This is a genomic window from Acidovorax sp. DW039 (assembly GCF_037101375.1).
Lineage (GTDB): Bacteria > Pseudomonadota > Gammaproteobacteria > Burkholderiales > Burkholderiaceae_C > Acidovorax.
The window spans coordinates 695,312-719,058 of record NZ_AP029019.1; the positions used below are offsets into that span (position 1 = coordinate 695,312).

Consider the following 23,747-nt stretch of genomic DNA (forward strand, 5'->3'; position numbering starts at 1 on the left):
AATCCCCCAACGCCGCCTTGGCGACACGGGTCATTCGTATTGCCATCGAACTGCCATTGCAACGCCATTCCACCTGGCTTCCCGCTTTGGCAAGCGGCTCAGGTGGGCAACGTGGGCGAAGCGGCGTCCGCTGCACTGGCGCCTCCTAACCTGGCAAATGGAAGCGACTGCTTGACCAGAATCACGGTACAGGGCGCATCCCGCGCCACCCGCATGGGCACCGTGGCAATGAAGCGCTGCGTTTGCAGTCCATGCGTGGCCGCCCCCAGGATCATCATGCTCACATGGTTGCCTTCGGCATACCGGACGAGGGCGTGCGCCACATCGCTGGCCTCCAGCACGTGGTAGCTGACAGGGTGTTCCGTCAGGTCCAGCGGCTGCGCCCATTGGCGCAGGCGGGCCAGATGCTGGCGATGCAGTGCGGTTTCGCTGCGCGTGCTGTCGCTGGTGCTGCTGGCCGATGGTGAAATCACGGTCACGCAGGCCAGCCGCGCTCCGGGCCGGATGCCCAGGGATCGGGCTACCGCCTCGCGCAGCGAATACAGCGTGGAGTCGGTCACGTCAGCGTGGGGCACGGCCACCATCACGATCGGAGTCTCCTCAATCTGGCGCGAGGGCAGGGGGCTGGGCTGGTAGTGCATGCCTGCGGCCTTCAGCCAGCGTTTGACCTGCGTGCCCAGAGAGGCGCCCTCGACGCGCCTGCCGCGCTCGGTTACCCGCACCTGGGTGGGGTTGGACAAATCCAGCGCCAAATGGGCTGCGGACGGGTAGCGCTGTGCGGCCGTGGGTTCCAGGCAGCGCAGGATGATTTCCTGCAACCACGGTGCTAGCGCGGGCCGGTGCTTGCGCGGTGGCGTCGGCACCATCCACAGCCGCTGGCGCAGGCCGCCCGCTGTGGTGGGGGCACCAAACGGCAGCTCGCCAGTAGCCAACTCGTACAGCATGACGCCAATGGCAAAGATGTCGCTGCGCGGATCACCCCGCACACCCACCACCTGTTCAGGCGCCATCCAGGCCGGGGAGCCTACCGCCTTGCGCTGCTCTTCGGCCAGCAGGTCGGGGTAGTGGGCGTGGCACGAAAGGCCAAAGTCCAGCAGTACCGCGTGGTCTTCGTTCGTGAAAAGCACGTTGCCGGGCTTCAGGTCCAGATGGCAGGCGTTTTGCTGGTGCAGGCTGTGCACGGCATGCGCCATGGCTGCGCCCAGGCGTGCCATCAGCCCCTCATCGAGAGGTTGGCTGGCATCGTCAAGCCAGTGCTGCAGGGTGTGGCCCGTCACATATTCCATCACCAGATAGGGCATGCGGTGCAGATCTCCCGCGGCCACGAAGCGGGGCACATGGGGCCCGGTCAGCGCCGGGAGGATCTGCAGCTCCACCTCAAAGCCCACAATGTTTTCGGCTCCGTCGCCTGCCGTCATGCGCGGGATCTTCATCGCCATGGGAAAACCGGGGTCTGCGGCACCGCTGGCATAGGCCACACGGTAAATGTGCGCCATCCCCCCGGCGTGAATGCACTCCTGCACCACAAAGCCATCCACCTCGGCACCAGGTTCCAGCAGCTTCATCGCCCCACCTCCAGCCTGTGTGCAAAGGCCAGGGGTAGCGCGCCGCCCGTGGCCAGAATGGCAGCAACTGCCTCGGCCACCGGATACGCCACCCTTTCAAAGCGCAGTTGCCAGCGGTCCGTGTCCAGCAGGGCATACATGGCTCTGGGGTCACCATCGCGGGGCTGGCCCACAGACCCTACGGTAGCCACCCATTGCCGATGCGGTGGGACGGGGACTGACACACCCGCCATCGGGTGAAAGCGCATCAACCCCCTGCCTGTGCCCCGGTAATACAGCGTTTGCAGGTGCACATGGCCACAGAACACATGCTGTACCCCTGGGTGCTGCCGGGTTGCTTCCAGGCACTGCGCTGCCACCATTTCGTTGTCTACATAGCGCCAGTTCTCTGGCGCATCTGCACTGGCGTGCGAGATGAGCACACCGCCCACCTCCAGCGTCAACGGAAGGCTGGCCAGAAACAGTTGCTGTTCGGGCTTGAGCTGTTCATGGGTCCACAAGGCCCCGTGCGCGGCAATACTGCCAGCGCCTTTGTCTGCACCCATGGGCGGGTCCACCGCAAACGCATCGTGGTTGCCCCGGATCACAGAATGGCCCGCTGCGGCCAGTGCCATGACCTGTTCCACCACGTACGCGGGGTCGGCTCCGTATCCCACCAGGTCACCGAGAAAAGCAAAGTGTTCAGCCCCTTGGCTGCGGGCGTGCTGCAGGCAGGCATCCAGGGCCTGGCGGTTGGAATGAATGTCTGAAAGCAACGCCAACTTCATGCGAGCCTCCTTGGAACAGGTTCCCACATCATGCCCCAGCCTCAAGGGGTTGCCCCTGCTGTTTATCCCAAGGGTGTTGCGGTTTGGCGAGAAGTGGAGGGGCAGGCGTCATTGGCCTGCCATTTGTCAGCCCGCTGAGGGGTGAGCTGCACATAATAAAAGCCGTACTGCTCGGCCATCGTTAGCGGTTGCGCAGGCGTCCACCCAATCCGCCTTTCACTCCATGCCCCAGAAGCGTACTTCCCAGAAAATCTACATTGCCCGCCGCGGGGTCATCTACTCGCTGGTGTTGTGCGGTCTCATTCTGGGGTTGGGCGGCGTGGGGTTCTGGATGCTGGACCCCCGTGTCGATACCTTCACGGATGGCCTGTGGCTGGCGTTCACCACGGCCGCGACCGTGGGCTACGGCGATCTGGTGCCCAGCACCCATGCGTCGCGCGCGTTCTCGGTGGTTGTGGTGCTGCTGGGGCTGGCGGTGTTGTCTCTGGCCACGGCGTCTCTTGCGGCCATTTTTGTGGAGAAGGACGTGGAGGCTGAGGAGAGCCAGATCGAGGCCGATCTGATGAATGAGCTGTCGTTGCTGCGCAGGGAAGTGCGTGAACTGCGAGCGGAGGTGCGTGCGCTCAGGCATGTGGATGCCCCGACTTGGGCCGCGCATCCCAATGAGGAAGAAAAAGGGCCTGCCCACCCTTGAGGGTGTAGCAGGCCTTTTCACGATGAGATGACTGAGACTCTGAGATTTAGATCAGGGTGATCGTCACATCGATATTGCCGCGTGTGGCGTTGGAGTAGGGGCAGACTTGGTGGGCTGCGTCTACCAAAGCCTGAGCTGCCGCGCGGTCCATGCCAGGCAGGCTCACGTTCAGGCGGGCCGCAATGCCGTAGCCCTGGCCCACTTTGCCGAGGTCCACGCTGGCGTCGATGAACAGGTCAGCGGGCAGGCTGATCTTCTGCATGCCAGCCACAGCCTTCATGGCTCCAATGAAGCAGGCCGAGTAGCCTGCGGCAAACAGTTGCTCAGGGTTGGTGCCTGTGCCTGAGGAGCCGGGCGAGGACAGCTTCACATCCAGACGACCGTCATCGGTGCGGGATGCGCCATCACGGCCGCCGGTGGTGTGGGCGTTGGCTGTGTAGAGAACTTGATCGAGCTTGGCCATGGTGTCTTCCTTCAGGTAAATGCCCGCAGTGCGGGACGGTGGGTAGAATCGATACGGTGCCTTGGTGCCGGGGCAGCCTTCAGCGCTGGTTCAGCCTGTCGCGCAGGGTCTTGAGCTGGCCGGTGAGTGCGACCAGCTCAGGCAAGGTGCACTGGCTGCTTTCCAGCACGCAAGGGGGAATAGCCTCTGCCTTGTCACGCAGTGCCCTGCCTGCCTCGGTGAGGCTGATGCGCACCCTGCGCTCATCTTCGGCGTCCCTTTCGCGGCGAAGGTTACCGCCAGTCTCCAGGCGCTTGAGCAGCGGTGTCAGCGTGCCGGAATCCAGGTACAGGCGCTCACCCAGTTCGGATACGGTAAGGCCATCCTGCTCCCAGAGTACGAGCATGACGAGATATTGGGGGTAGGTCAGCCCAATGGATTCCAGCAGGGGCTTGTACAGCTTGGTCATCGCCAGCGAGGCGGAATACAGGGCAAAGCACACCTGGTTGTCCAGTTGGAGCAACGGGGGAGTCTGTGTGTTGGCGGGGTGCTGTGGGCTGGGCATGGGACGAATTATTGTTGGTAATTAAATTGTGTGCAATTTAATTGATGAAAACCATTTCTGTAAAGTGGGTTCTGGTGGGCTGGCACTGACGCAGATACCTTTCCAGCCGCTATTCTGTGGAGCCATAAAAAAACCCCGCCTGTGTGCCAGGCGGGGTTTGTGGAGTGGCGCGTTGCGTCTTGCCGCTTCAGCGCAATAGGCTCAATGCGGTTGTGCCAACGGGGTCGCTCCCGCCTCCTGCGGAGGCAAGGCCTTGTTTCGCTTGCGGAAAAACGCCACGGTCTGCCACAGCACGAACACAGCAATCAGGCCCAGCAAGCTGCCGCTGATGGGGCGGTTGACGAAGACTTCAAAACTGCCACGGCTGAGCAGCATGCTGCGGCGGAAGTTCTCTTCCAGCATGGGGCCCAGGATGAAGCCCAGCATCAGCGGCGACGGGTCCATCTCCAGCCGCATGAACAGGTAGCCCAGCAGGCCGAACACCACGGTGATGAACACATCGTCAAGGTTGTTGTTGATGCTGTAAGTGCCGATGCAGCAAAAGAACAGAATGGCCGGGAACAGCACGTTGTAGGGCACCTTGAAGACCGACAGCCAGTAGCGCACCAGCGGCACGTTCAGTGTCAGCAAGAAGCAGTTGCCAATCCACATACTGGCCACCAGCCCCCAGAACAGCTCGGGGTGCCCGGCAATCATGTTGGGGCCGGGCTGGATGCCCTTGATGATGAAGGCCGCCATCATCAGCGCCATCACGGCGTTCTCGGGGATGCCAATGCTCATGAGCGGAATGAAGCTGGTGCGTGCAGCAGCTTCGTCAGCGGCCGCCTGGCCTGCCACGCCTTCGATGCAGCCAGAGCCGATCTCGTGGCGGTATTTGCTCACCTTCTTGTCCAAGGCGTAAGCCGCAAACTGTGCAATCACGGGACCGCCGCCGGGCAGGATGCCCAGGAAGGAGCCCACCACACTGCCGCGCAATGCGCTGGGGATGATGCGCTTGAACTCGGGCCAAGTGGGAATGAGCTTGATCTTGCCGTTGAAGGGCGAGCGCTCCTCGCGCGAGTCCAGGTTTTTGGTGATCTCTGCAATGCCGAAGCAGCCCAGCGCAATGCTGACAATGCCCACGCCGTCGGCCAGAAAGGGCAGGTCAAAGGTGAAGCGTGCCGTGCCGCTGTTCACATCAGTACCCACGGAGCCCAGCAGCACACCGATCAGGCACATGGCCAGGCCATTGATGAGACTGCCCGTGGTCACAAAGCTCACGCACACAAAACCCACCAGCATGAGCGCGCAGTAGTCGGCCGGGCCGAACAGAAAAGCCACCTCGCCCAGGCTGGGCGCCAGGAAGGCCAGCACCACGATGGCCACCGTCCCACCGATGAAGCTGGAAAAACCCGCCGTGAAAAGCGCCAGCCCCGTCTTCCCCTTGAGCGTCATCGCGTACCCGTCGATACAGGCCACGATGCTGCTCGCATGCGGAATTTTCATGGTGATGGCGCTCACGCTGTCTCCGTATTGCGCGCCGTAGTAAATGCCGGCGAGCATGATCAGCGCGCCTGTGGTGTCGATGGAGTAAGTCAGCGGCAGCAAAAGGCTGATGGTGGCCAGCGGGCCCAGGCCGGGGAGCAAACCCACCAAAGTGCCCACTGTGCAGCCGATGGCACAGTACATCAGGTTGTGCAGTGTGAGCGCGTGGCTGAAGCCGAACGCGAGGTTGTTGAGGACTTCCATGTCAGTACAGCGGCAGGTTCACGCCAAGAAGTTTCTGAAATGCCAGTGCGATGAGTAACAGCACGGCGGCGATCTTCAGATTGCGCGACACCGAATAGCTGGTGCTGGCAAACCCGGAGCAGAACACCATGAACACGATGCCGACGATCATGTTGATGTAGTGCGACAGCAGAGCAAAGCCGCACAGGCTGGCGAGGATGATGCTGATGTTGCGCACCTGAAAATTCATGGGCACCGGTTTGACCAGCCGTGCACGCACCACGGTGATCACCCCGATCACGAACAGCATGCAGCTCACGATGAAGGGAAAGAGGCCTGGCCCGGCTCTGCCCAGTGAACCCAGTGAATACCCGATGGACGGCAGGCCGAAACCCACCGCCAACGCCATGAGGACAAAGCCCCGTATGAGGTTGCGATCGTTCATGAAACATGTCTCCTTGAATGCCCGGTGAAAGGCACCGGGGGCATGCCAGGACCGCCCCGATGTCTGCGGTATGCTGGCCCTGTGCACTATTCCCATCGAACCTGATCGCGACCTGACCTTGATCATTCGTAATTCCACGTAAAGCGATGCGTATCCTGTTGGTTGAAGACGATCTGGTTCTGGCGAGAACCATGGGCCAGGGGCTCGAAAAGGCGGGGCACCGCGTGGAGTGGGCGCAGTCGGTGGAAGAGGCGCAGCACTGGTGGGCTGTGCAGTCGTTTGATGCGGTGCTGCTGGACCTGAACCTGCCCCACGCCACGGGCGGGCGCAGCGGCCTGGGCAGTGGCCTCACCACGCTGCGAATGGCCCGTGCCCGTGGGGACCGGACACCGGTTCTCATCCTCAGCGCGCGCGACAGCACGGAAGAGCGGATTGCGGGCCTGGACGCAGGGGCCGACGACTATCTGGGCAAACCCTATGAACTCAAGGAGGTGGAGGCCCGCCTGCGCGCCCTGGTACGCCGAGCCACCGGTACGGGTGACATGGTCACCGTAGGGCAGCTGGTGCTCGACCGGGTGGCCCGTCGCTGCCACGTGGCACAGCAGCCGCTGGAGTTGCCTGCGCGTGAGTTCGAACTGCTGTGGGAGCTGATGACCCCACCGGGGCGGGTGCTCAGCAAGAGCGAGCTGTCACAACGCCTCTCTGACGCCAGTGAGGCGCTGGGTGACAACGCCCTGGAGGCTTTCGTGTCACGCCTTCGCCGCAAATTGCAAGGCAGTGGAGCCGCCATACGCACGCTGCGCGGGCTCGGCTACGTGCTGGAAGAAGATGCCCCTGTGGCCTGACAGCGTCTTCCGGGGTGCGCAGGGGCCGTCGCAGGCCCTGCGCCAGCGCATTGGTCGCCATGTACTCCTGTCGCTGCTGCTGGTCTGGGGGCTGGGCAGCGCAGTGGTGCTGGCGGTGGGCAATCATTTTGTAGCCGAGGCTTTCGACCGGGCCTTGCTGGACGACGCGCACGGCCTGGCATCCCACGTGACGGGCGGGCTCCATGGCGAGCCCTTGGCGCTGGGTCTCTCGGAGAGGGAGGTCGGTATCCTGCTGCTGGACAAGAACGCTTCGGTGCCCTTCACGATTCTGGCTCCGGACGGCAGCGTGGTGGCCGGAGACGGTGCACTGGGTTCAGACCCCTTGCGGCGCGGCAAGTCGCAAGCGTTTGCCACCCTGGAGCGGGACGGGCGCGAATGGCGTCGCGTCAGCCTGCATATTTCTGGCCCGCCTTCGTTCACGGTGGTCGTGGCGCAGCCCATGGAAAGCCGCACCCAGTTGTTGCAGCGACTGCTGGTGTATTCAGGCTTGGCCCAGCTATGGTTGCTGGTGGCCCTGGGGTCTCGCCTGCTGCGGGGCATTGAACGTGATCTGCGCCCTCTGGCAGACCTGCAGGACGCCGTGGAGCGGCGCGATGCCGCGGATCTGCAGCCTTTGCCGCAGCAGCTTACCCGGCAGGCCAGCACCACAGACGTTCAACGCCTGGGCGAGGCGCTGGATGGGCTGCTGGCCCGCTTGCGCGATGCCCTGCGTGCCCAGCGTGAATTTGCGGGCAATGTGGCGCATGAGCTGCGCACGCCGCTCGCGGGCATCCGGGCGCAGGCTGCGCATGCCCTCGCGCAGGACGACCCGGCCGTGTGGCGGCAGGAACTGGAAGGCATTGCCCAGGCCGAGTTGCGAGCCAGCCGTACGGTCGATCAGCTGCTGGCTCTTGCGCGGGCGGCGGAGGGTGACATTGCCTTGCGCACGGAGACCCTGGCGCTGAATGTGCTGGTGCGCGATGTGGTTCTGCGCTTCATGCGAAAGGCCGACGCCATGGGGGTGGACCTGGGCGCGGAAGGGCTGGATCAGCCGCTGCTGGTGCGTGCCAATGCAGGGCTGGTGGAAGGCATTCTGGGCAATCTGCTGGACAACGCACTGCGCTACGGCAAAGCCGCTGCCCCTTGCGTCACAGTTGCCCTGCAGAGGGTGGAAGATCAGGTAGCCCTCAGGGTGACGGACAACGGCCCCGGGGTGGACGCAGCGCTTGTGCAGCAACTGCAGCAGCGCTGGGCCCAGGCAGAGCAGAGCCCTGGGCTGGGCGTGGGCTTGGGGCTTGCCATCGTCACCCGTTACGCCCAGCTGTTGGGCGGACACCTGACCCTTGAAACCCCTGGCCAGGGCCTGGTGGCTACCGTGTGGCTGCCACTGGTGGGCTCCACCGAAGGCCCTGTCCACACGGGTTTCACCGGATCAGGCGGATCAGGAGGGCGCTGAGTCCGGCACCCTCCGTTCTGCGGTCCCTGGTCCGCCGATGCTTCAGTAGCTGTAAACGCCCTGACCGGTCTTGCGGCCCAGGCGACCGGCAGCCACCATTTCCTTGAGCAGGGGGCAGGGGCGGTACTTGCTGTCGCCAAACTCGTTCAGGTACACCTCCATCACGGCCAGGCACACATCCAGGCCAATCATGTCGGCCAGTGCCAGGGGGCCGATGGGCTGGTTGCAGCCAAGCTTCATGCCTGCGTCAATGTCCTCGGGGGTGGCCAGCCCCTCCGCCAGAACGAAGAACGCTTCGTTGATCATGGGCACCAGGATGCGGTTCACCACAAAACCGGGGGCATTCTTGACGGTGATGGGGCTCTTGCCCAGTGCCTCGGCCAGTGCCTTCACGGCATCGTGCGTGGCGTCAGAGGTCTGCAGGCCGCGGATGATCTCCACCAGCGCCATCATCGGCACGGGGTTGAAGAAATGCATGCCAATGAACTTGTCGGCCCGGCTGGTGGCTGCTCCCAGTTTGGTGATGGAGATGGAGGAGGTGTTGGAGGCGATGATCACCTCAGGGGCCACCAGGGCGTCCACCTGCTTGAGGATCTTGAGCTTGAGTTCGTAGTTTTCCGTTGCGGCCTCAATCACCAGCTGTGCCGCCTTGAGGTCTTCGTACTGGGTCGAAGTCTTGATGCGTGCCAGCGCAGCGTCCTTGTCTGCACTGGTGATCTTCTCCTTCTTGATGAGGCGGTCCAGGCTGCCCGCCACCGTGGCCAGGCCCTTTTGCACTGCGGCTTCAGAGATGTCCACCATCACCACCTGAATTCCGGACACTGCGCATGCCTGTGCAATGCCGTTGCCCATGGTGCCTGCACCAATGATGCCTACCGTTTGAATCGTCATAAAAAACAGCCTTCTTCCAAAGTGAAACAGACGGCTCCATGGTAAGCGGTGATGCATGCCGACCCCTATCGCATTCGGGTAAGTTCCTGAGTAAAAAGCACGGGCGTTCGGTTAACGTGCGGCAGCCGATGGATGGCTGGGTGGATGAGAGGGATGCATATGTGGGACTACATCGTGGTGGGGGGCGGCTCTGCAGGCGCCGTGCTGGCGGGTCGACTGACCGAGGATCCGCAGGTGCGGGTGTGCCTGCTGGAGGCGGGACCCAAAGACAGCAGCGTGCTGGTGCATTGCCCTGCAGGTTTGGCTGCCATGGCGCGGCTGGAGTTGAACAGCTGGCGGCTGAACACGGTTGCGCAGCCGGGCCTGAACGGACGGCAGGGCTACCAGCCCCGTGGCAAGGTGCTGGGGGGCTCCAGCTCGGTCAACGCCATGGTGTACGTGCGCGGCCAGCCCGCAGACTACGACTACTGGGCGGCGCAAGGCAACCCCGGCTGGGGTTGGAGCGATGTGCTGCCGTATTTCCTTCAGGCAGAAAACAACGAGCGTCTGGGCGAGCCTTTGCATGGCCGCGGCGGCCCTTTTAATGTGGCAGATCTGCGGTCGCCGCATCGGATCAGTCAGGCATTTGTTCAGGCCGCAGTGCAGGCAGGTTATCCGCACAACGACGACTTCAATGGTGCGCAGCAGGAAGGTGTGGGGCTCTACCAGGTGACCCACAAGAACGGTGAACGCCACAGCACTGCCAAGGCCTATCTCACGCCGCACCTGGGGCGCCCCAATCTGCAGCTGGTTACCGGCGCACATGTCACCCGCATCCTGATGGAGGGGCGACGGGCGGTGGGGGTGGAATACCGGGTGGGAGGCCAGCTGCAGCAGGTCCGTGCGCAGCGCGAGGTCCTGCTCAGCGCAGGTGCACTGTTGTCGCCCCAGTTGTTGATGCTTTCAGGCATTGGCCCCGGGCACCATCTGCAGCAGCACGGAATTGCGGTGTTGCACGACTTGCCGGGTGTGGGGCGCCACCTGCACGACCATCCTGATGTGGTGCTGCTGTACGACGCGCCCCACCTGAAGGACCTGTTCGGTACCTCCTTGCAAGGCATGGCCCGTGTGGCCCGTGCGGTGATGGAGTGGCGCAAGTCGCGAACAGGCCTGCTCACCACCAACTTTGCCGAGGCCGGGGGCTTCATTCGCAGTGGGCCCTCTGAGTCTGCGCCAGATCTGCAGCTGCACTTTGTCATTGGCAAACTGGTAGACCATGGGCGTCGCACCGCGCTGGGGCATGGTTATTCATCCCATGTGTGTCTGCTGCAACCTCGCAGCCGGGGCAAGGTGGAGCTGGCGAGCGCTGACCCGTTGGCGCCGCCGTTGATAGACCCCAACTTCCTGGCTGATCCCGACGATGTGCGCCGACTGGTGGCGGGCGTGCGCCGCATGCGCGACATCCTGCAACAGCCGGCACTGGCTGCCTTGGGGGCCAAGGAGTTGCCTGCATCGGCCGCAGCACAGACGCAGGCCGATCTGGAGAGCCTGGTGCGCAATCTGGCGGACACCATCTACCACCCCGTGGGCTCGTGCCGCATGGGTCCGGGCCCCATGGATGTGGTGGATGCGCAGTTGCGAGTGCATGGAGTGCACGGCCTGCGGGTGGTGGATGCGTCGGTCATGCCCCGCATCGTCAGCGGTAACACCAATGCACCCACGGTGATGATTGCCGAGAAGGCGGTGACTTTGCTGCGCGCAGCGTGGCCCGGGCATTGATGCGGGGAAAGCGCATGCGGGATTGATCTGCGTCAATCCGTGGTGCATGGCTGTGTTGGGCGTGCTATGGGGTGGGTCACAATCCGATTAAGGGTTTACCCTTGTTTTGCTGTGACAGCCTTTGCTTCCACGGCACCGGAGAACCATGTACACCGACCCCGCTCAGCCCGCCCTTGCCCAATACGTACTCAGACTGGAGGGCACGCTGGAAAGCCTGGATGAGCGCATCGCCACCCTGGCCCTGGCGCTGGGTGCGCAGCTGGACCAGGCAGGCCAGCTGGACCAATGGTTGCAGCATGCGCCTGATGCAACCCCTTCACCCACCCGGCAGGGGCGCCAGCGCTGCGAACTGCGTGGCCTGCTGGTGCTGCGCTACCGAATGATTTCCCGCTACTGCAACGAGCTGGGTGCCCCGGTGGCCCTGCAGCTCATGCGCTTGGCCGAAGACCGCATGCAGGCCCGCGGCTGGCCGCGCGGGGCTGACGGGCTGGACGTACAGGCGATGTCACAGCCCCGTTGAGGGCATTCTGGCGTTCAGCCCTTGAAGCGCCTGCGCGTCAGCGCCAGGGCCACCCAGAACGCCACGCCCGTGGTCACCACCAGCACCAGCCCATGCCGCAGCGGGTGCGCGGGCCACTGGTCCATGAACAGCGGGCGCACCAGCTCCACCGCGTTGGTCAATGGCAACCAGTCGGAGATAGCGCGAACCACCGGCGGCAATTGCTCGCGTGGGAAGAACACCCCCGACAAAAACATCATGGGCGTGAGCACCAGCGTGAAGTAGTACGTGAAAAAGTCATACCCCTTGGCCAGCGCATTGAAGATGAGCGCAATGCTGGAAAACATGATCCCTACGCCCAGCAGCACCGGCCAGGCCACCAGCAGCTTGGGGCTGTGGCTGATGCCCAGGGCCAGCATCACCCCCAGGATGGCCGTGACGGTGAACAGCGCCTTGAACGCGGCCCACAGCATTTCGGCCAGCACCACATCGTCCAGCGTCACAGGTGCATTCATGATGCCGTCCCACGTCTTTTGCACATGCATGCGCGAGAAGGCCGAGTACAGCGCCTCAAAGCTGGCCGCGTTCATCGCGCTCATGCAGATGGAGCCGCTGGCCAGAAACAGGATGTAGGGCACCTTGGCATCTCCGCCTGCTGCGCCCACGCTCACCTGCCCCACCAGCGCACCCATGCCGTAGCCAAAGGCCACCAGCCACATCAGCGGCTCTGCAATATTGCCCACCAGGCTGGGAATGGCCAGCTTGCGCCACACCAGCAGGTTGCGCAGAAACACAGGCCACCAGCGACGGCTGATCTGGGGCGGACGCCATACGGAGGGCGTGGCAGGCGATCGGTGTGCCATGGTGGCAGCGGATGCAGAGGGTGGTGTGTGCGGCATGGCTCCATTTTGCAGGTTGAAAGTTCAATGCGCCTTGAAGGCAGGACCTAGCACTGCGGGCACAATTCTGGCTTCTGCCCCTTCTGTTCAACGCAAGTACGAAAGCGCATTCCATGACCACGCTCGGAACCCCTCTGTCTCCCCACGCCACCAAAGTCATGCTCCTGGGCTCGGGAGAGCTGGGCAAGGAGGTTTTGATCGCACTGCAGCGCCTGGGCGTGGAGACCATTGCCGTAGACCGCTACGACAACGCCCCCGGCCAGCAGGTGGCCCACCACGCGCGCACCATCACCATGAGCGACCCAGCCCAGCTCAAGGCGCTGATCGAAGCCGAGCGCCCCCATCTGGTGGTGCCCGAGATTGAAGCCATTGCCACCCCCATGCTGGAAGAGCTGGAGGCTGCGGGCGTGGTGCGCGTCATCCCCACCGCCCGTGCCGCCCGCCTGACCATGGACCGCGAAGGCATCCGCGTGCTGGCCGCCGAAACGCTGGGCCTGCCCACCAGCCCCTACAAGTTCTGCAATTCGCTCGAAGAGCTGCAGGCGGCGATTGATGCCGGGAATGGGAAAGGGGTGGGCTACCCCTGCATCGTCAAGCCCGTGATGAGCAGCTCGGGCAAGGGCCAGAGCAAGATCGACGGCCCGGAGGATGTGAAGAAGGCCTGGGACTACGCCATGGCCGGTGGCCGCGTGAGCCACGGCCGCGTCATCGTGGAAGGCTTCATCGACTTTGATTACGAGATCACCCAGCTCACCGTGCGCTCGGTCGGTGCCGATGGTCAGATCGTCACCAGCTTTTGCGACCCCATCGGCCACGTGCAGGTGAGTGGCGACTATGTGGAAAGCTGGCAGCCGCACCCCATGCACCCCGCCGCGCTGGAAAAATCGCGCCAGATCGCCAAGGCCGTGACCGACAACCTCGGCGGCCAGGGGCTCTTTGGCGTGGAGTTGTTTGTGAAGGGCGAGCAGGTCTGGTTCAGCGAAGTCAGCCCCCGCCCGCACGACACAGGCCTGGTCACGCTGTGCACCCAGCACCAGAGCGAGTTCGAGCTGCACGCCCGCGCCATCCTGGGCCTGCCCGTGGACACCAGCCTGCGCAACCCCGGCGCCAGCGCCGTGATCTATGGCGGCCTGGAAGCCCAGGGCATTGTGTTTGACGGCGTGGATGAAGCCTTGCGCGTGCCCGGCACCGACCTGCGCCTGTTTGGCAAACCCGAAAGCTTTGCCAAGCGCCGCATGGGCGTGGCCCTGGCGCGGGCCGCCGAGGTGGAGACAGCGCGCAGCAACGCCAAGCTGGCCGCTGGCAAAGTCAAGCCGCGCAAGGCCTGATGTTGAGGTTCTGAGTCAAATGGGCTGCCAGCGCTTATCCATTAAGCGCAGGCAGCTATGTTTTCAGGAGCGTTTGTATAGCCACTTGAAACGCGTGGCCGCGAATCTCTTCACTCCCGGATCTGCCGCCCCGTCAGCTTGAGGAACAGGTCTTCCAGATTGGCGGGGCGGTGCAGTGTGCGCAGGTGGGCGTGCTGGCCCAGCGCCTGCAGCAGGGGTTGGGCTTGCTGGGTGTAGAAGAACACGGTTTCGCCGCTCACCTCCACCCGCGCTGCAAGGGGGCGCAGGGCAGGGTCTTGGGCCAGGGGGACAGCGCCCACGCCAAAGACTTCCACCACATCGCTCTCCAGGTGCTCGGCGATCAACTCGCGGGGCTTGCCTTCGGCAATTTTCTTGCCGTGGTCCAGCACCAGCAGGCGCGAGCACAGGCGCTCGGCTTCGTCCATGAAATGGGTGGTCAGCAGGATGGAGGTGCCCTGCTGCAGCAGCAGTTGCAGGCGCTCCCACATCAGGTGGCGGGCTTGGGGGTCCAGGCCGGTGGTGGGCTCGTCCAGCAAGAGCAGGCGCGGCTGGTTGACGAGCGCACGGGCCAGGGACAGCCGCCGCTTCATCCCCCCTGAGAGTTCGCCGGGCTTGGCATCGGCCTTGTGTGTCAGCGCGGCAAATTCGAGCAACTGCGGCACTCTGCTCTCCATCACCGCACCTTTGAGCCCGAAGTAGCGGCCGAACACGCGCAGGTTTTCGGCGCAGGTGAAGTCCGGGTCCAGTGTGTCGAACTGCGTGACCACGCCCAGTTCGGCCTTGATGGCCAGCGCGTCGTGCGGCATGTGCAGGGGCTCGGTAGCCCCCTGCGGGTAGAACAGCACCTCGCCGCTGTCGGGGGCCGTGAGCCCCAGGCACATGCGGATGGTGGTGGTCTTGCCCGCGCCGTTGGGGCCGATCACGCCCAGGCATTCCCCCGGGGCAATGGAAAACGATACATCCTGCACCACGGGGGTGCCTGCGTATTGCTTGTGGAGATGCTGGACAGCAAACAGTGCGCTCATGGCTCCATTGTGGCGCGGTCTGTCGGCCTCTTCGGTGTACGGGTGAAAAGTGCCTGTAGCGCTTATGGAGAAAGCGCAATTAGCTATTAAAAATGTAGCGTTACACCTCTGGCGCAGGTGCGGCCACCAGCCTCCCGCGGCCACTGGTCTTGGCAGCATACAGCGCCGCATCGGCGCGGGCCATCAGCGGTGCCAGGTCGTGGTCCTGCGGCCCCAGCACGGCCATGCCTGCGCTGTAGTCCAGCGTAAAGCCCAGCTCGCTCAGGCTGGCCTCGGCCAGTCGCATGCGCAGCCTGCGGTCAAAGGATGTTCCGGCGGGGGCGCTGTTGTGCAGCAGCAGCACGCCAAACTCTTCCCCGCCCAGGCGGCCCACCATGTCGCCGCTGCGGTGGCATTCCTGCAGCAGCCTGCCAAACAGTTGCAGGGCGCGGTCACCCGTTTCGTGGCCCATGGTGTCGTTGATCTGCTTGAAGTAATCGATGTCCAGCATCAAGGCCGTCAGCGGCAGGCCGTGGCGCTGGGCGTGCGAGATCATCGCTGCCCCCTGGTCTGCAAACGAGCGCCGGTTGGCCAGCCCGGTGAGTCCATCGGTCATGGCCAGCCGATGCAGCTTGCGCTCGGCCTCGGCATGCCATGCCACCAGAACGGCCACCGTGCCCAACACCAGGCTCACATTGGTAGCCAGGGCCGCTGCCAGGTTGACAGGGTGAGGCGTGCGGAAGCTGGGGTACTGGTCCGTAAACGCGCCCAGTACGCCCCGGGCCAGGGTAAAGCCCGCCGAGGTGAGCAGGCACAGCATGAGGGTGCGCCGCCACCGGGTATCGGCGGGGGTGGACGGGGTGGCCGGGTACATCGTGGCGCGCGCAACAATCACCAGAATGGCTGCCATCAGGAAATTGGCCCAGCCCACCCGGAACGCATAGTGCCCAAACCCCAGGGCGTAGCCCAGTGGCATCAGGCACACCAGCGCGAGCAGGGTGCGTTTGAACGGACGCGCGCCCAGCCACTCGCGCAGGGCGCGGTACAGCAGCCACTGCGCCCACGCATTGCATGCCATGGAGAGGGTGGACAGCGCCTGGTCCCACACGGACGACGACGCAATGATGGCGGCCCAGGCCACCCCCTGCAAAAGCATGCTGGCCTGCACGTTGCGTGCGGCCTGGCTCACGCTGCGACCCATCACCAGCGGCAGCGCCGCCGCAATCGCAAACAGGTTCGTGGCCATGACGGCCATCAGCGTGAGGAAATCCAGCTTCATACACCGTCAGCGGCCGCGCACCGTGGCGCGCCGCTGTGGCTCATTGGAAAGCCACTTCCGCAAAGCTGCGCAGCTTGCGGCTGTGCAGGCGGGCCATGCCTTCGGCCCGCAGCATCTCCAGCGCGCGGATGCCGATGCGCAGGTGCTGGTCCACGCGCTCGCGGTAGAAGTGGTTGGCCATGCCGGGCAGCTTGATTTCGCCGTGCAAGGGCTTGTCGCTCACGCACAGCAGGGTGCCGTAAGGCACGCGGAAGCGGAAACCGTTGGCCGCAATGGTGGCGCTTTCCATGTCCAGCGCCACGGCGCGGCTTTGGCTGAAGCGGCGCTGGGGCTGGTTGTCGGGCAGTAGCTCCCAATTGCGGTTGTCGGTGCTGGCCACGGTGCCGGTGCGCATGATGCGTTTGAGGTCGGCCCCGCTCACGCCGGTCACATCGGCCACGGCAGATTCCAGCGCGAGCTGGATTTCAGCGAGTGCCGGGATGGGCACCCACAGCGGCAGTTCTTCGTCCAGCACATGGTCTTCGCGCACATAGCCATGGGCCAGCACGTAGTCGCCCAGTTGCTGGCTGTTGCGCAGACCGGCGCAGTGGCCCAGCATGAGCCAGGCGTGGGGGCGCAGCACGGCAATGTGGTCGGTGATGTTCTTGGCGTTGGCGGGGCCCACGCCGATGTTGACCATGGTGATGCCGCTGTGGTCGGCACGCACCAGGTGGTAGGCGGGCATTTGCGGCAGGCGCGGGGGCGGTGCGCCCAGCTCGTCGCCGGGCTCGGCGCTCAAACCCACGCGGCGGGTGACTACGTTGCCGGGTTCGATGAAGGCGATGTATTCGCTGTCCGGCTTGGCCATTTCTTCATGGCCCAGGCGCACGAACTCGTCGATGTAGAACTGGTAGTTGGTGAACAGCACAAAGTTCTGGAACGCACGCGGCGAGGTGCCGGTGTAGTGGCGCAGGCGGTGCAGTGAATAGTCCACGCGGGGCGCGGTGAACAGCGACAGGGGCTGCGCCTCGCCGGGCTTGGGCTCCCAGGTGCCGTTGGCAATGCCGTCGTCCATGGCGGCCAGGTCGGGCAGGTCGAACACGTCGCGCATCAGGGTGCGGCGCTCGGCGCTCATCTGGCCTTCCACATGGTCGTGCTCGCTGAACGAGAAGTGCACCGGAATGGGCTGGTGGCTGGTGCCCACTTCCAGCTCCACGCCATGGTTTTGCAGCAGCAGCTGGAACTGTTCCAGGTAGTACTCGTGGTACAGGTCGGGGCGGGTCAGCGTCGTTTCGTAGCGGCCGGGGCCTGCCACAAAGCCGTAGGCCAGGTGGGCGATGTCGGGGTTGGGCTTGGCACGCGAGACGGTGTCAGTCTGGATGCGCACATAGGGGTAGCAGGCGCGCACGTGGCCGGGCAGGGTTTCGCCGGCCACAAAGCGCTGCATGCTGTCGCGCAGCAGGCCGATCTGGTGGTTGTAGATGTGGTGCACCTGGGCCAGCGCAGAGGCTGCCGTGGTGTGCCGGGTGGGAGCGATGAAGTCAGAAGATGTGGGGGCCATGGCGCTATTGTCCACAAGAGACTGGGCAAGGGGATGACGGGGCGCGTGCGTGGTCTTTTCCTGCGCTGTTTGTTCTGTGACAGCCGAGATGCGTCCCGCCTGGGGTAACGTTGGCACGGTCGAAAAAACAGGAGTGGGGAGCACGCATGCAGGACTTGCCGGTTTTTTACGCGGCGCTGGCAGTGCTGGCGAGTGCGCTGGGCTGCGGCTTGCTGATGGGGATTGAGCGCGAGCGCCGCAAGGGCAGCGGCCCACACCGGGCGCTGGCGGGAGTGCGTTCTTTTACGCTGGCCAGTCTGGCGGGCGCGGCGGCGGCGTTGTCTGGCTCGGTGGTGTTGTTGGGCGTGGGGGCCGCTTTTGTTGCCGCCCTGGGGGTGGTGGCCTATGCCCGGGACCGCACCGAGGACCCCGGCGTGGCCACCGAAATGGCCCTGCTGCTGGCCTATCTGATCGGGGTGCTGTGCGCCAGCAACCGCTTGCTGGGGGCGGCGCTGGCCGTCATGGTGACCGGGCTTCTGGCCCTGCGCGGGCCGTTGCACCAGTTCTCCAACCAGTGGTTGCAACCGGGTGAAATACGTAGCGGGCTGGTGCTGGCGGCGTTGGCACTGCTGGTGTTTCCGCTGGTGCCCAACCAGCCGCTGGTGCAGGGGCTGCTGAACCCGCAGGTGGTTTTCAGGCTGGTGATCGTGCTGCTGCTCATCCAGTCGCTGGCCCATGTGGCGCGGCGGTTGATGCAGGCGCGTCAGGCCATGGCGCTGTCTGCGCTGGCTTCCGGCTTTGTCTCCAGCACGGCCACCATCGCCAGCCTGGGCATGGATGTGCGGGCGGGCAAGGCTGGCGCACGGGTGCAGGCCAGTGGTGCTGTCATGTCTTGTGTGGCCACCATGCTGCATGTGCTGGTGGTGGCTGCTACGGTGCAGCCGCAGTGGCTGCTGCGCCTGGCGCTGCCTTCGTTGGCGGGCGGTGTGGTGGCTGCCGCGTGGAGCCTGTGGCTGCTGCGCGGTGCCGGAGAGCAAATATCCACTGCAGCTACGGGCGCATCCGCCGCAGATGCGCCCATGTTCAAGCTGCGCGATGTGGTGCTGATAGCGCTGCTGCTTACTGGCATTCAGGTGGGAGTGCGCTGGCTGGAGCGCACACAGGGCGACGCCGGGATGCTGGCAGGCGCGTTGATTGCCGCCTTGGCGGATGTGCATGCCGCCACGGCTGCGGTATTGATGCACGCAGTGCCGGGCGAGGTGGCCGGTGCGGCGGTAGAGCATGCACTGATGGCCGCGCTGCTGGTGCATGCCGTGAGCAAGAGCGTGGTGGCCTGGGTAAGCGGTGGCGGGGCCTATGCAGCGGCGGTGGCCCCTGGCGTGTTTGCGCACACGCTGGCTTTTGTGGGGGTGATGTTGTTGCTGTGAGGTCGTGTAAGGGGCTCTGACGCCGCTTGGCAAGGGCTTTGAACAGGCCGTTTTTGCATGGGGCCGGATAATCTCACCCCATGACTTCCAAAGAAAACCAAGCCAGCACGGACTTTCGTACGCTGGCCCTGAGCCCGGCCATGCTGGACAACCTCCAGCAGCTGGGCTACACCTCCATGACGGCCATCCAGGCCGCCAGCCTGCCCACGGCCTTGCTGGGCAAGGACCTGATCGCACAGGCCAGCACCGGCAGCGGCAAGACGGCCGCCTTTGCCCTGGCCCTGCTGGCCAACCTTAACCCCCGCCGCTTTGCGGTGCAGGCACTGGTGCTGTGCCCCACGCGTGAACTGGCCGACCAGGTCACCACAGAAATCCGCCGCCTGGCGCGCGCGGAAGAAAACATCAAGGTCGTGACCTTGTGCGGCGGCGTGCCGCTGCGCGGACAGGCCATGAGCCTGGAACATGGCGCGCACATTGTGGTGGGCACCCCTGGCCGCGTGATGGACCACCTGGATCGGCAGAACCTGACGCTGGAAGCCCTCAACACCCTGGTGCTGGACGAGGCCGACCGCATGCTGGACATGGGCTTCTTTGACGACATCGTGACGGTGGCACGCCAGTGCCCTAAAGAGCGGCAAACCCTGTTGTTCTCGGCCACCTACCCTGAGGGCATTGGCAAGCTCAGCGCACAGTTCATGAAGCAGCCGGTGCAGATCACGGTGCAGGCCCAGCACGCCGAGGGCAAGATCGAGCAGCGCTGGTATGAGGTCAAGGACAGCGAGCGGCTGCATGTGGTGTCGAGGTTGCTGGCGCATTTCCGACCCGAGTCGTCCATCGCGTTTTGCAACACCAAGCAGCAGTGCCGTGACCTGGTGGCCGTGCTGCGTGCGCAGGGCGTGAGTGCGTTGGCACTGTTCGGCGAGCTGGAGCAGCGTGAGCGCGACCAGGTGCTGGTGCAGTTTGCCAACCGCAGCTGCTCGGTGCTGGTGGCCACCGATGTGGCTGCGCGCGGGATCGACATTGCCAACCTGGCAGCAGTCATCAATGTGGATGTGACCCCTGACCCCGAGGTGCACATCCACCGCATCGGCCGCACGGGCCGTGGCGAGGCGCAGGGCCTGGCACTGAACTTGGCCAGCATGGACGAGATGGGCTACGTGGGCAAGATCGAGGTGCTGCAGGGGCGGGAGTCCAAATGGTTTGCGCTGGCAGACCTGCAGCCTGCGGGCGATGGCCCCCTGGTGCCCCCCATGGCCACGATCCAGATCGTGGGCGGGCGCAAGGAAAAGATCCGCGCCGGTGACGTGCTGGGCGCCCTGACCGGCGAAATGGGCCTGACTCGCGAACAGGTCGGCAAGATCAACGTCAACGACTTTTCCACCTATGTGGCAGTGGAGCGGTCGGTGGCGCGCATGGTGGTGCAGCGTTTGCAGAATGGGCGCATCAAGGGCAAAACGGTCAAAGCCCGTCTGATTGAAGACGAGCGCGACTGAACGCTCGTCGCGTCGCCTGCGCACGACAACCGTCATTTCGCGCTTGTCGGCCAGGGGGCGGGTGCTTAGAGTTCGGGAAGTTCGGGTTAACAGTCATTGACATTCTTTGCGGAAAGTGACGTTCCCGTTGTGTGAACTCCTTCTGCGACTCCCAATGACTTCTCTCCTTCCTCAAGCCCTCCCGCCATCCACCCGTCGTGTAATCCTGTCGCGCGCTCTGGCCGCAGCGGCCACCATCGCTACCCCCGCGCTGGGCCGGGCGCAGTCCAAGGCGGTGCGGCTGGTGGTGTCTTACCCCGCGGGCGGTGGCGCGGACCTGATGGCCCGCCTGATCGCCCCGGCCTTTGGCGCCGCGCTGGGTGCTCCGGTGGAAGTGGAAAACATGCCTGGCGACAGCGGCCAGAAGGCCGCGGCCCATGTGGCACAAGCCGCTCCTGATGGGCGCACGCTGCTGCTGGATGCCTCTTCTTTTGCGGTCAATCCTTCCTTGTTTGGCAAGCTGCCGTACGACAGCGACGCAGCCTTCTCCGTCTTGGGTGTGCTGGCCGTGTTTCCCAACGTGCTGGTCTGCCACCCTTCCTTTGAAGCATCCACGGTGGCGGACCTGATCCGCATGGCCAAAGCCAAGCCCGATGAGATTGCGTTCGCCTCTTCGGGCAATGGTTCAGCGCAGCACCTGGCAGGCGCACTGTTTGAAGATCTGGCCCAGGTGTCACTCAAGCACGTGCCCTACAAAGGCGGCGGCCCGGCGCTGGCGGATGTGGTGGCCGGCAAGGTGCCGCTGTTCTTTGCCAACGTGGCTTCGTCGCGTGAGCAGTTGCAGTCGGGCAAGCTGCGGGCCTTGGCCGTCACATCGCGCCGCCGCACCAAGGTGCTGGCCCAGGTGCCCTCCATGGCAGAAGCGGGTGTGCCCAACTACGAGGTGCAGGAATGGAATCCCGTGCTGGCACCGTCCGGTATCTCCCAGCCAGAACGCCAGCGGTTGTTTGAGGCATTGAACAAGGCCCTGAAAGCCCCTGAGGTCGTAGCCCGCGTGCAGGCGCTGGGCGGGGAGGTTTTTCCCAATGCCACCGACGGACTTGCGGCCGGGTTCATCAAAAGCCAGCAAGTCCAGTGGCGGCGGGTGATTGCCGCGCGCAAGATCAAGGTGGACTGAATCAGGCGAGGGCTGGGTGCCTTCTCCCAGCCTGATGCCGAGGTGAGACAGGGCGTTGCTTGAGGCTTCGCAAACTTGACCCGTCTCCCTTCTTGGTACACTAAAGTCCTATAGAGGACTATATCTATTTATGACCACTCCCCACCCCCAAGGCATGGCCCGTTACGCGGCTCTGGCCGACGTTTTGCGCCAGCGCATCGTGCGGGGCGAGTGGCTGCCGGGCACCGCCTTGCCGGCGGAGCAGGTGCTGGCGCACGACCATTCGGTAGCTTTGGGCACGATTCGCCGCGCTTTGCAGTTGCTGACGGAGCAAGGGATGATCGAGCGCGTGCATGGGCGCGGAACCTTCGTGCGCTCGGGCATTCCCGGGGCCTCCATGCTCCGTTTCTTCCGGTTTGGCGACGAGTGGGACGGTGCGAGCGCTGACGGCCAGGCTGCGCAAGCTCCGGAGTCGCGCATCCTTTCTCGGCAACGCATGACAGCCACTGCAGAGGTTGCGCGTGCCCTGGGCCTGCCACTGGGGGCTGCAGTCTTGCGGCTGGAGCGGCTGCGATTGCTGGCCGGGCAGCCGCGGCTGCTCGAGCACATCTGGCTGCCTTGCGAGCTGTTCAAAGCGCTGGAGCAGGATGAGCCCCAACATTGGGAACCCCTGCTGTACCCCATGTTTGCGCAGCGCTGCCATGTGCATGTGCACCGCGCGTCAGATGACATCGGCTTTGGGGCCCTGCCTGCGGATGTGGCCCACCACCTCGCGTTGTCGCCGGGTCACCCCTGCGCGGTGGTGCGCCGCAAGGCTTTCAATCTGGCCGGTCGGTGCGTGGAATGGCGTACCACCTGGGGCGATGCCCATGCCTTTCACTACACCGTGCATCTGACTTGATGCCTGAGTGTGTGGAAAGACCCGCAGCCTTTCCACCCAGGCATCACTCTCACACCTTGCCCGCATTTCCATCACAACCAGCAGAGGAACTCGCATGACACAGAAGAACCCCATCTCGCCGAGCGCCACGCTGTCGCGTCGGCAAGTGCTCATGGCCTCGGCCGCCGCCGCTGTGGCCGCTCCGTGGCACGCCACTGCCGCCCCCATTGCGGGCGGCAAGACGATCACGCTGGTGGTGTCGTATCCCGCAGGCGGTGGTGCCGACCTGATGGCCCGCATCATCGCGCCCCGTCTGGGCGAAGCCCTGGGTCAGAGTGTGGTGGTGGACAACAAGCCCGGTGCGAGCGGCCAGCTCGCGGCCTCGGCCGTGGCCCGTGCCACACCCGATGGCACCACGCTGCTGCTGGATGCCTCTTCCTTCGCGGTGAACCCGTCTCTCTATCCCAAGCTGCCCTACGACAGCAACAAAGCCTTTGTGCCCCTGGCCGTGTTGGCCACCTTCCCCAACGTGCTTGTATGCCACCCCGGCTTTGGCGTGAATTCCGTCAAGGAGGTGATTGCCCGTGCCAAGGCCAAGCCGGACGAAGTGGCCTATGCCTCGTCAGGCAATGGTTCGGCGCAACACCTGGCGGGTGCCCTGTTTGAAGAGCGCACAGGCGTGCGTCTGTCCCATATTCCCTACCGTGGCGGCGGCCCGGCCATGAACGATGTGATGGGCGGCCAAGTGCCCCTGTTCTTTGCCAATGTGGCGTCATCGCTGGGGCATATCCAGTCGGGCAAGCTCAAGGCGCTGGCGGTGACGGCCCCGGTGCGCGCCCGTTCGCTGCCCGATGTACCCACCATGGCCGAAGCCGGTGTGCCCAACTACGAGGTGCTGGAGTGGAACCCCGTGCTGGCCCCCGCCGGTATTGCAGCCGATGTGCGCACACGGCTGGTGGACGGAATTCGCAAGGCGCTGGCCGATTCGGAAGTGCTGGGCCGCATCCGCGCCCTGGGCGGAGATGTGTTTGCCGACGCCAGTCAGGCCAGTGCAGGCAAGTTCATCCAGGCACAGCAGGCGCAGTGGGCCAAGGTGATCCGCGAGCGCAAGATCGTGGCGGGTTGAGC

At 64.4% G+C, this 23,747-nt stretch carries 22 protein-coding genes; 11 read left to right on the top strand and 11 right to left on the bottom strand.

The features are described 5' to 3' along the window. Positions 1 to 98: 98 nt before the first annotated feature. Both AACH87_RS03110 and AACH87_RS03115 read right to left on the bottom strand, forming a co-directional pair. Positions 99 to 1,565 carry a bifunctional serine/threonine-protein kinase/universal stress protein gene (locus AACH87_RS03110; RefSeq protein ID WP_338797266.1) on the bottom strand — a complete coding sequence of 489 codons (1,467 nt, stop codon included), beginning with the start codon at positions 1,563 to 1,565 and terminating at the stop codon, positions 99 to 101. After that, positions 1,562 to 2,332, bottom strand: a complete 771-nt coding sequence (locus tag AACH87_RS03115) for a metallophosphoesterase family protein (protein WP_338797267.1) — start codon at positions 2,330 to 2,332, stop codon at positions 1,562 to 1,564. The genes AACH87_RS03110 and AACH87_RS03115 overlap by 4 nt, the downstream gene beginning before the upstream one ends. 223 nt (positions 2,333 to 2,555) lie before the next feature. Here AACH87_RS03115 and AACH87_RS03120 point away from each other — a divergent pair, with 223 nt between their 5' ends. Next, positions 2,556 to 3,026: a potassium channel family protein gene (locus AACH87_RS03120; protein ID WP_338797268.1), complete on the top strand. Its 471-nt coding sequence runs from the start codon at positions 2,556 to 2,558 to the stop codon at positions 3,024 to 3,026. 46 nt (positions 3,027 to 3,072) lie between these two features. Here AACH87_RS03120 and AACH87_RS03125 read toward each other — a convergent pair whose 3' ends face one another. The 4 genes from AACH87_RS03125 to AACH87_RS03140 all read right to left on the bottom strand — a co-directional run bounded on the left by AACH87_RS03125 (position 3,073) and on the right by AACH87_RS03140 (position 6,185). Then, positions 3,073 to 3,489 carry an organic hydroperoxide resistance protein gene (locus AACH87_RS03125; RefSeq protein WP_338797270.1) on the bottom strand — a complete coding sequence of 139 codons (417 nt, stop codon included), beginning with the start codon at positions 3,487 to 3,489 and terminating at the stop codon, positions 3,073 to 3,075. Between the two features lie 79 nt (positions 3,490 to 3,568). Continuing rightward, positions 3,569 to 4,033, bottom strand: a complete 465-nt coding sequence (locus AACH87_RS03130) for a MarR family transcriptional regulator (RefSeq protein WP_338797271.1) — start codon at positions 4,031 to 4,033, stop codon at positions 3,569 to 3,571. 201 nt (positions 4,034 to 4,234) lie between these two features. Beyond that, the gene (locus AACH87_RS03135) at positions 4,235 to 5,761 is read right to left on the bottom strand and encodes a tripartite tricarboxylate transporter permease (protein WP_338797272.1); all 1,527 of its coding nucleotides are present in this window, start codon (positions 5,759 to 5,761) and stop codon (positions 4,235 to 4,237) included. Position 5,762: 1 nt separating this feature from the next. Beyond that, positions 5,763 to 6,185 (bottom strand): tripartite tricarboxylate transporter TctB family protein, encoded by a 423-nt coding sequence (locus AACH87_RS03140; RefSeq protein ID WP_338797273.1) that lies wholly within the window; start codon positions 6,183 to 6,185, stop codon positions 5,763 to 5,765. A gap of 146 nt (positions 6,186 to 6,331) precedes the next feature. Here AACH87_RS03140 and AACH87_RS03145 point away from each other — a divergent pair, with 146 nt between their 5' ends. Next, a complete protein-coding gene (locus tag AACH87_RS03145; protein ID WP_338797274.1) occupies positions 6,332 to 7,030 on the top strand; it encodes a response regulator transcription factor in 699 nt (232 codons plus the stop codon). Continuing rightward, positions 7,014 to 8,486: an ATP-binding protein gene (locus tag AACH87_RS03150; RefSeq protein ID WP_338797275.1), complete on the top strand. Its 1,473-nt coding sequence runs from the start codon at positions 7,014 to 7,016 to the stop codon at positions 8,484 to 8,486. The genes AACH87_RS03145 and AACH87_RS03150 overlap by 17 nt, the downstream gene beginning before the upstream one ends. 42 nt (positions 8,487 to 8,528) lie before the next feature. Here AACH87_RS03150 and AACH87_RS03155 read toward each other — a convergent pair whose 3' ends face one another. Continuing rightward, the gene (locus AACH87_RS03155; RefSeq protein ID WP_338797276.1) at positions 8,529 to 9,377 is read right to left on the bottom strand and encodes a 3-hydroxybutyryl-CoA dehydrogenase; all 849 of its coding nucleotides are present in this window, start codon (positions 9,375 to 9,377) and stop codon (positions 8,529 to 8,531) included. Between the two features lie 159 nt (positions 9,378 to 9,536). Between AACH87_RS03155 and AACH87_RS03160 the strand changes: the two genes are divergently transcribed. Then, positions 9,537 to 11,135, top strand: a complete 1,599-nt coding sequence (locus AACH87_RS03160) for a GMC family oxidoreductase N-terminal domain-containing protein (RefSeq protein ID WP_338797277.1) — start codon at positions 9,537 to 9,539, stop codon at positions 11,133 to 11,135. Positions 11,136 to 11,280: 145 nt separating this feature from the next. Further along, positions 11,281 to 11,655: a hypothetical protein gene (locus AACH87_RS03165; RefSeq protein WP_338797278.1), complete on the top strand. Its 375-nt coding sequence runs from the start codon at positions 11,281 to 11,283 to the stop codon at positions 11,653 to 11,655. Between the two features lie 14 nt (positions 11,656 to 11,669). On the opposite strand, the gene AACH87_RS03170 is transcribed toward AACH87_RS03165, so the two are convergent. Then, the gene (locus tag AACH87_RS03170) at positions 11,670 to 12,497 is read right to left on the bottom strand and encodes an ABC transporter permease (RefSeq protein WP_338797279.1); all 828 of its coding nucleotides are present in this window, start codon (positions 12,495 to 12,497) and stop codon (positions 11,670 to 11,672) included. Positions 12,498 to 12,646: 149 nt separating this feature from the next. On the opposite strand from AACH87_RS03170, the gene purT reads away from it, so the two are divergent. Further along, a complete protein-coding gene (gene purT, locus AACH87_RS03175) occupies positions 12,647 to 13,861 on the top strand; it encodes a formate-dependent phosphoribosylglycinamide formyltransferase (protein ID WP_338797280.1) in 1,215 nt (404 codons plus the stop codon). A 110-nt stretch (positions 13,862 to 13,971) separates the two neighbouring features. Here the strand turns inward: purT and AACH87_RS03180 are convergent, their stop codons facing one another. The 3 genes from AACH87_RS03180 to AACH87_RS03190 all read right to left on the bottom strand — a co-directional run bounded on the left by AACH87_RS03180 (position 13,972) and on the right by AACH87_RS03190 (position 17,705). Then, the gene (locus AACH87_RS03180; protein WP_338797281.1) at positions 13,972 to 14,907 is read right to left on the bottom strand and encodes an ATP-binding cassette domain-containing protein; all 936 of its coding nucleotides are present in this window, start codon (positions 14,905 to 14,907) and stop codon (positions 13,972 to 13,974) included. A gap of 100 nt (positions 14,908 to 15,007) precedes the next feature. Then, positions 15,008 to 16,165: a GGDEF domain-containing protein gene (locus AACH87_RS03185; protein WP_338797282.1), complete on the bottom strand. Its 1,158-nt coding sequence runs from the start codon at positions 16,163 to 16,165 to the stop codon at positions 15,008 to 15,010. A gap of 40 nt (positions 16,166 to 16,205) precedes the next feature. Further along, positions 16,206 to 17,705 (bottom strand): AMP nucleosidase, encoded by a 1,500-nt coding sequence (locus AACH87_RS03190; protein WP_338797283.1) that lies wholly within the window; start codon positions 17,703 to 17,705, stop codon positions 16,206 to 16,208. A gap of 146 nt (positions 17,706 to 17,851) precedes the next feature. On the opposite strand from AACH87_RS03190, the gene AACH87_RS03195 reads away from it, so the two are divergent. From AACH87_RS03195 to AACH87_RS03215, 5 genes are all read left to right on the top strand, one after another. Next, positions 17,852 to 19,111, top strand: a complete 1,260-nt coding sequence (locus tag AACH87_RS03195; RefSeq protein WP_338797284.1) for an MgtC/SapB family protein — start codon at positions 17,852 to 17,854, stop codon at positions 19,109 to 19,111. 80 nt (positions 19,112 to 19,191) lie between these two features. Next, the gene (gene dbpA, locus AACH87_RS03200; RefSeq protein WP_338797285.1) at positions 19,192 to 20,604 is read left to right on the top strand and encodes an ATP-dependent RNA helicase DbpA; all 1,413 of its coding nucleotides are present in this window, start codon (positions 19,192 to 19,194) and stop codon (positions 20,602 to 20,604) included. A 154-nt stretch (positions 20,605 to 20,758) separates the two neighbouring features. Beyond that, entirely contained in the window at positions 20,759 to 21,760 is a 1,002-nt protein-coding gene (locus AACH87_RS03205; protein WP_338797286.1) for a tripartite tricarboxylate transporter substrate-binding protein, read from the top strand. A 130-nt stretch (positions 21,761 to 21,890) separates the two neighbouring features. Then, entirely contained in the window at positions 21,891 to 22,640 is a 750-nt protein-coding gene (locus AACH87_RS03210; protein ID WP_338797287.1) for a GntR family transcriptional regulator, read from the top strand. Between the two features lie 94 nt (positions 22,641 to 22,734). Further along, positions 22,735 to 23,745, top strand: coding sequence for a tripartite tricarboxylate transporter substrate binding protein (locus AACH87_RS03215; RefSeq protein WP_338797288.1), 1,011 nt, complete (start codon positions 22,735 to 22,737; stop codon positions 23,743 to 23,745). The last annotated feature ends 2 nt before the right edge of the window (positions 23,746 to 23,747 follow it).

Bases quoted from the DNA above. Each gene is read 5' to 3' on its own strand.
- AACH87_RS03110 (WP_338797266.1), bottom strand. From the start codon at position 1,565: ATGAAGCTGCTGGAACCTGGTGCCGAGGTGGATGGCTTTGTGGTGCAG.
- AACH87_RS03115 (WP_338797267.1), bottom strand. From the start codon at position 2,332: ATGAAGTTGGCGTTGCTTTCAGACATTCATTCCAACCGCCAGGCCCTG.
- AACH87_RS03120 (WP_338797268.1), top strand. From the start codon at position 2,556: ATGCCCCAGAAGCGTACTTCCCAGAAAATCTACATTGCCCGCCGCGGG.
- AACH87_RS03125 (WP_338797270.1), bottom strand. From the start codon at position 3,489: ATGGCCAAGCTCGATCAAGTTCTCTACACAGCCAACGCCCACACCACC.
- AACH87_RS03130 (WP_338797271.1), bottom strand. From the start codon at position 4,033: ATGCCCAGCCCACAGCACCCCGCCAACACACAGACTCCCCCGTTGCTC.
- AACH87_RS03135 (WP_338797272.1), bottom strand. From the start codon at position 5,761: ATGGAAGTCCTCAACAACCTCGCGTTCGGCTTCAGCCACGCGCTCACA.
- AACH87_RS03140 (WP_338797273.1), bottom strand. From the start codon at position 6,185: ATGAACGATCGCAACCTCATACGGGGCTTTGTCCTCATGGCGTTGGCG.
- AACH87_RS03145 (WP_338797274.1), top strand. From the start codon at position 6,332: ATGCGTATCCTGTTGGTTGAAGACGATCTGGTTCTGGCGAGAACCATG.
- AACH87_RS03150 (WP_338797275.1), top strand. From the start codon at position 7,014: ATGCCCCTGTGGCCTGACAGCGTCTTCCGGGGTGCGCAGGGGCCGTCG.
- AACH87_RS03155 (WP_338797276.1), bottom strand. From the start codon at position 9,377: ATGACGATTCAAACGGTAGGCATCATTGGTGCAGGCACCATGGGCAAC.
- AACH87_RS03160 (WP_338797277.1), top strand. From the start codon at position 9,537: ATGTGGGACTACATCGTGGTGGGGGGCGGCTCTGCAGGCGCCGTGCTG.
- AACH87_RS03165 (WP_338797278.1), top strand. From the start codon at position 11,281: ATGTACACCGACCCCGCTCAGCCCGCCCTTGCCCAATACGTACTCAGA.
- AACH87_RS03170 (WP_338797279.1), bottom strand. From the start codon at position 12,497: ATGGCACACCGATCGCCTGCCACGCCCTCCGTATGGCGTCCGCCCCAG.
- purT (WP_338797280.1), top strand. From the start codon at position 12,647: ATGACCACGCTCGGAACCCCTCTGTCTCCCCACGCCACCAAAGTCATG.
- AACH87_RS03180 (WP_338797281.1), bottom strand. From the start codon at position 14,907: ATGAGCGCACTGTTTGCTGTCCAGCATCTCCACAAGCAATACGCAGGC.
- AACH87_RS03185 (WP_338797282.1), bottom strand. From the start codon at position 16,165: ATGAAGCTGGATTTCCTCACGCTGATGGCCGTCATGGCCACGAACCTG.
- AACH87_RS03190 (WP_338797283.1), bottom strand. From the start codon at position 17,705: ATGGCCCCCACATCTTCTGACTTCATCGCTCCCACCCGGCACACCACG.
- AACH87_RS03195 (WP_338797284.1), top strand. From the start codon at position 17,852: ATGCAGGACTTGCCGGTTTTTTACGCGGCGCTGGCAGTGCTGGCGAGT.
- dbpA (WP_338797285.1), top strand. From the start codon at position 19,192: ATGACTTCCAAAGAAAACCAAGCCAGCACGGACTTTCGTACGCTGGCC.
- AACH87_RS03205 (WP_338797286.1), top strand. From the start codon at position 20,759: ATGACTTCTCTCCTTCCTCAAGCCCTCCCGCCATCCACCCGTCGTGTA.
- AACH87_RS03210 (WP_338797287.1), top strand. From the start codon at position 21,891: ATGACCACTCCCCACCCCCAAGGCATGGCCCGTTACGCGGCTCTGGCC.
- AACH87_RS03215 (WP_338797288.1), top strand. From the start codon at position 22,735: ATGACACAGAAGAACCCCATCTCGCCGAGCGCCACGCTGTCGCGTCGG.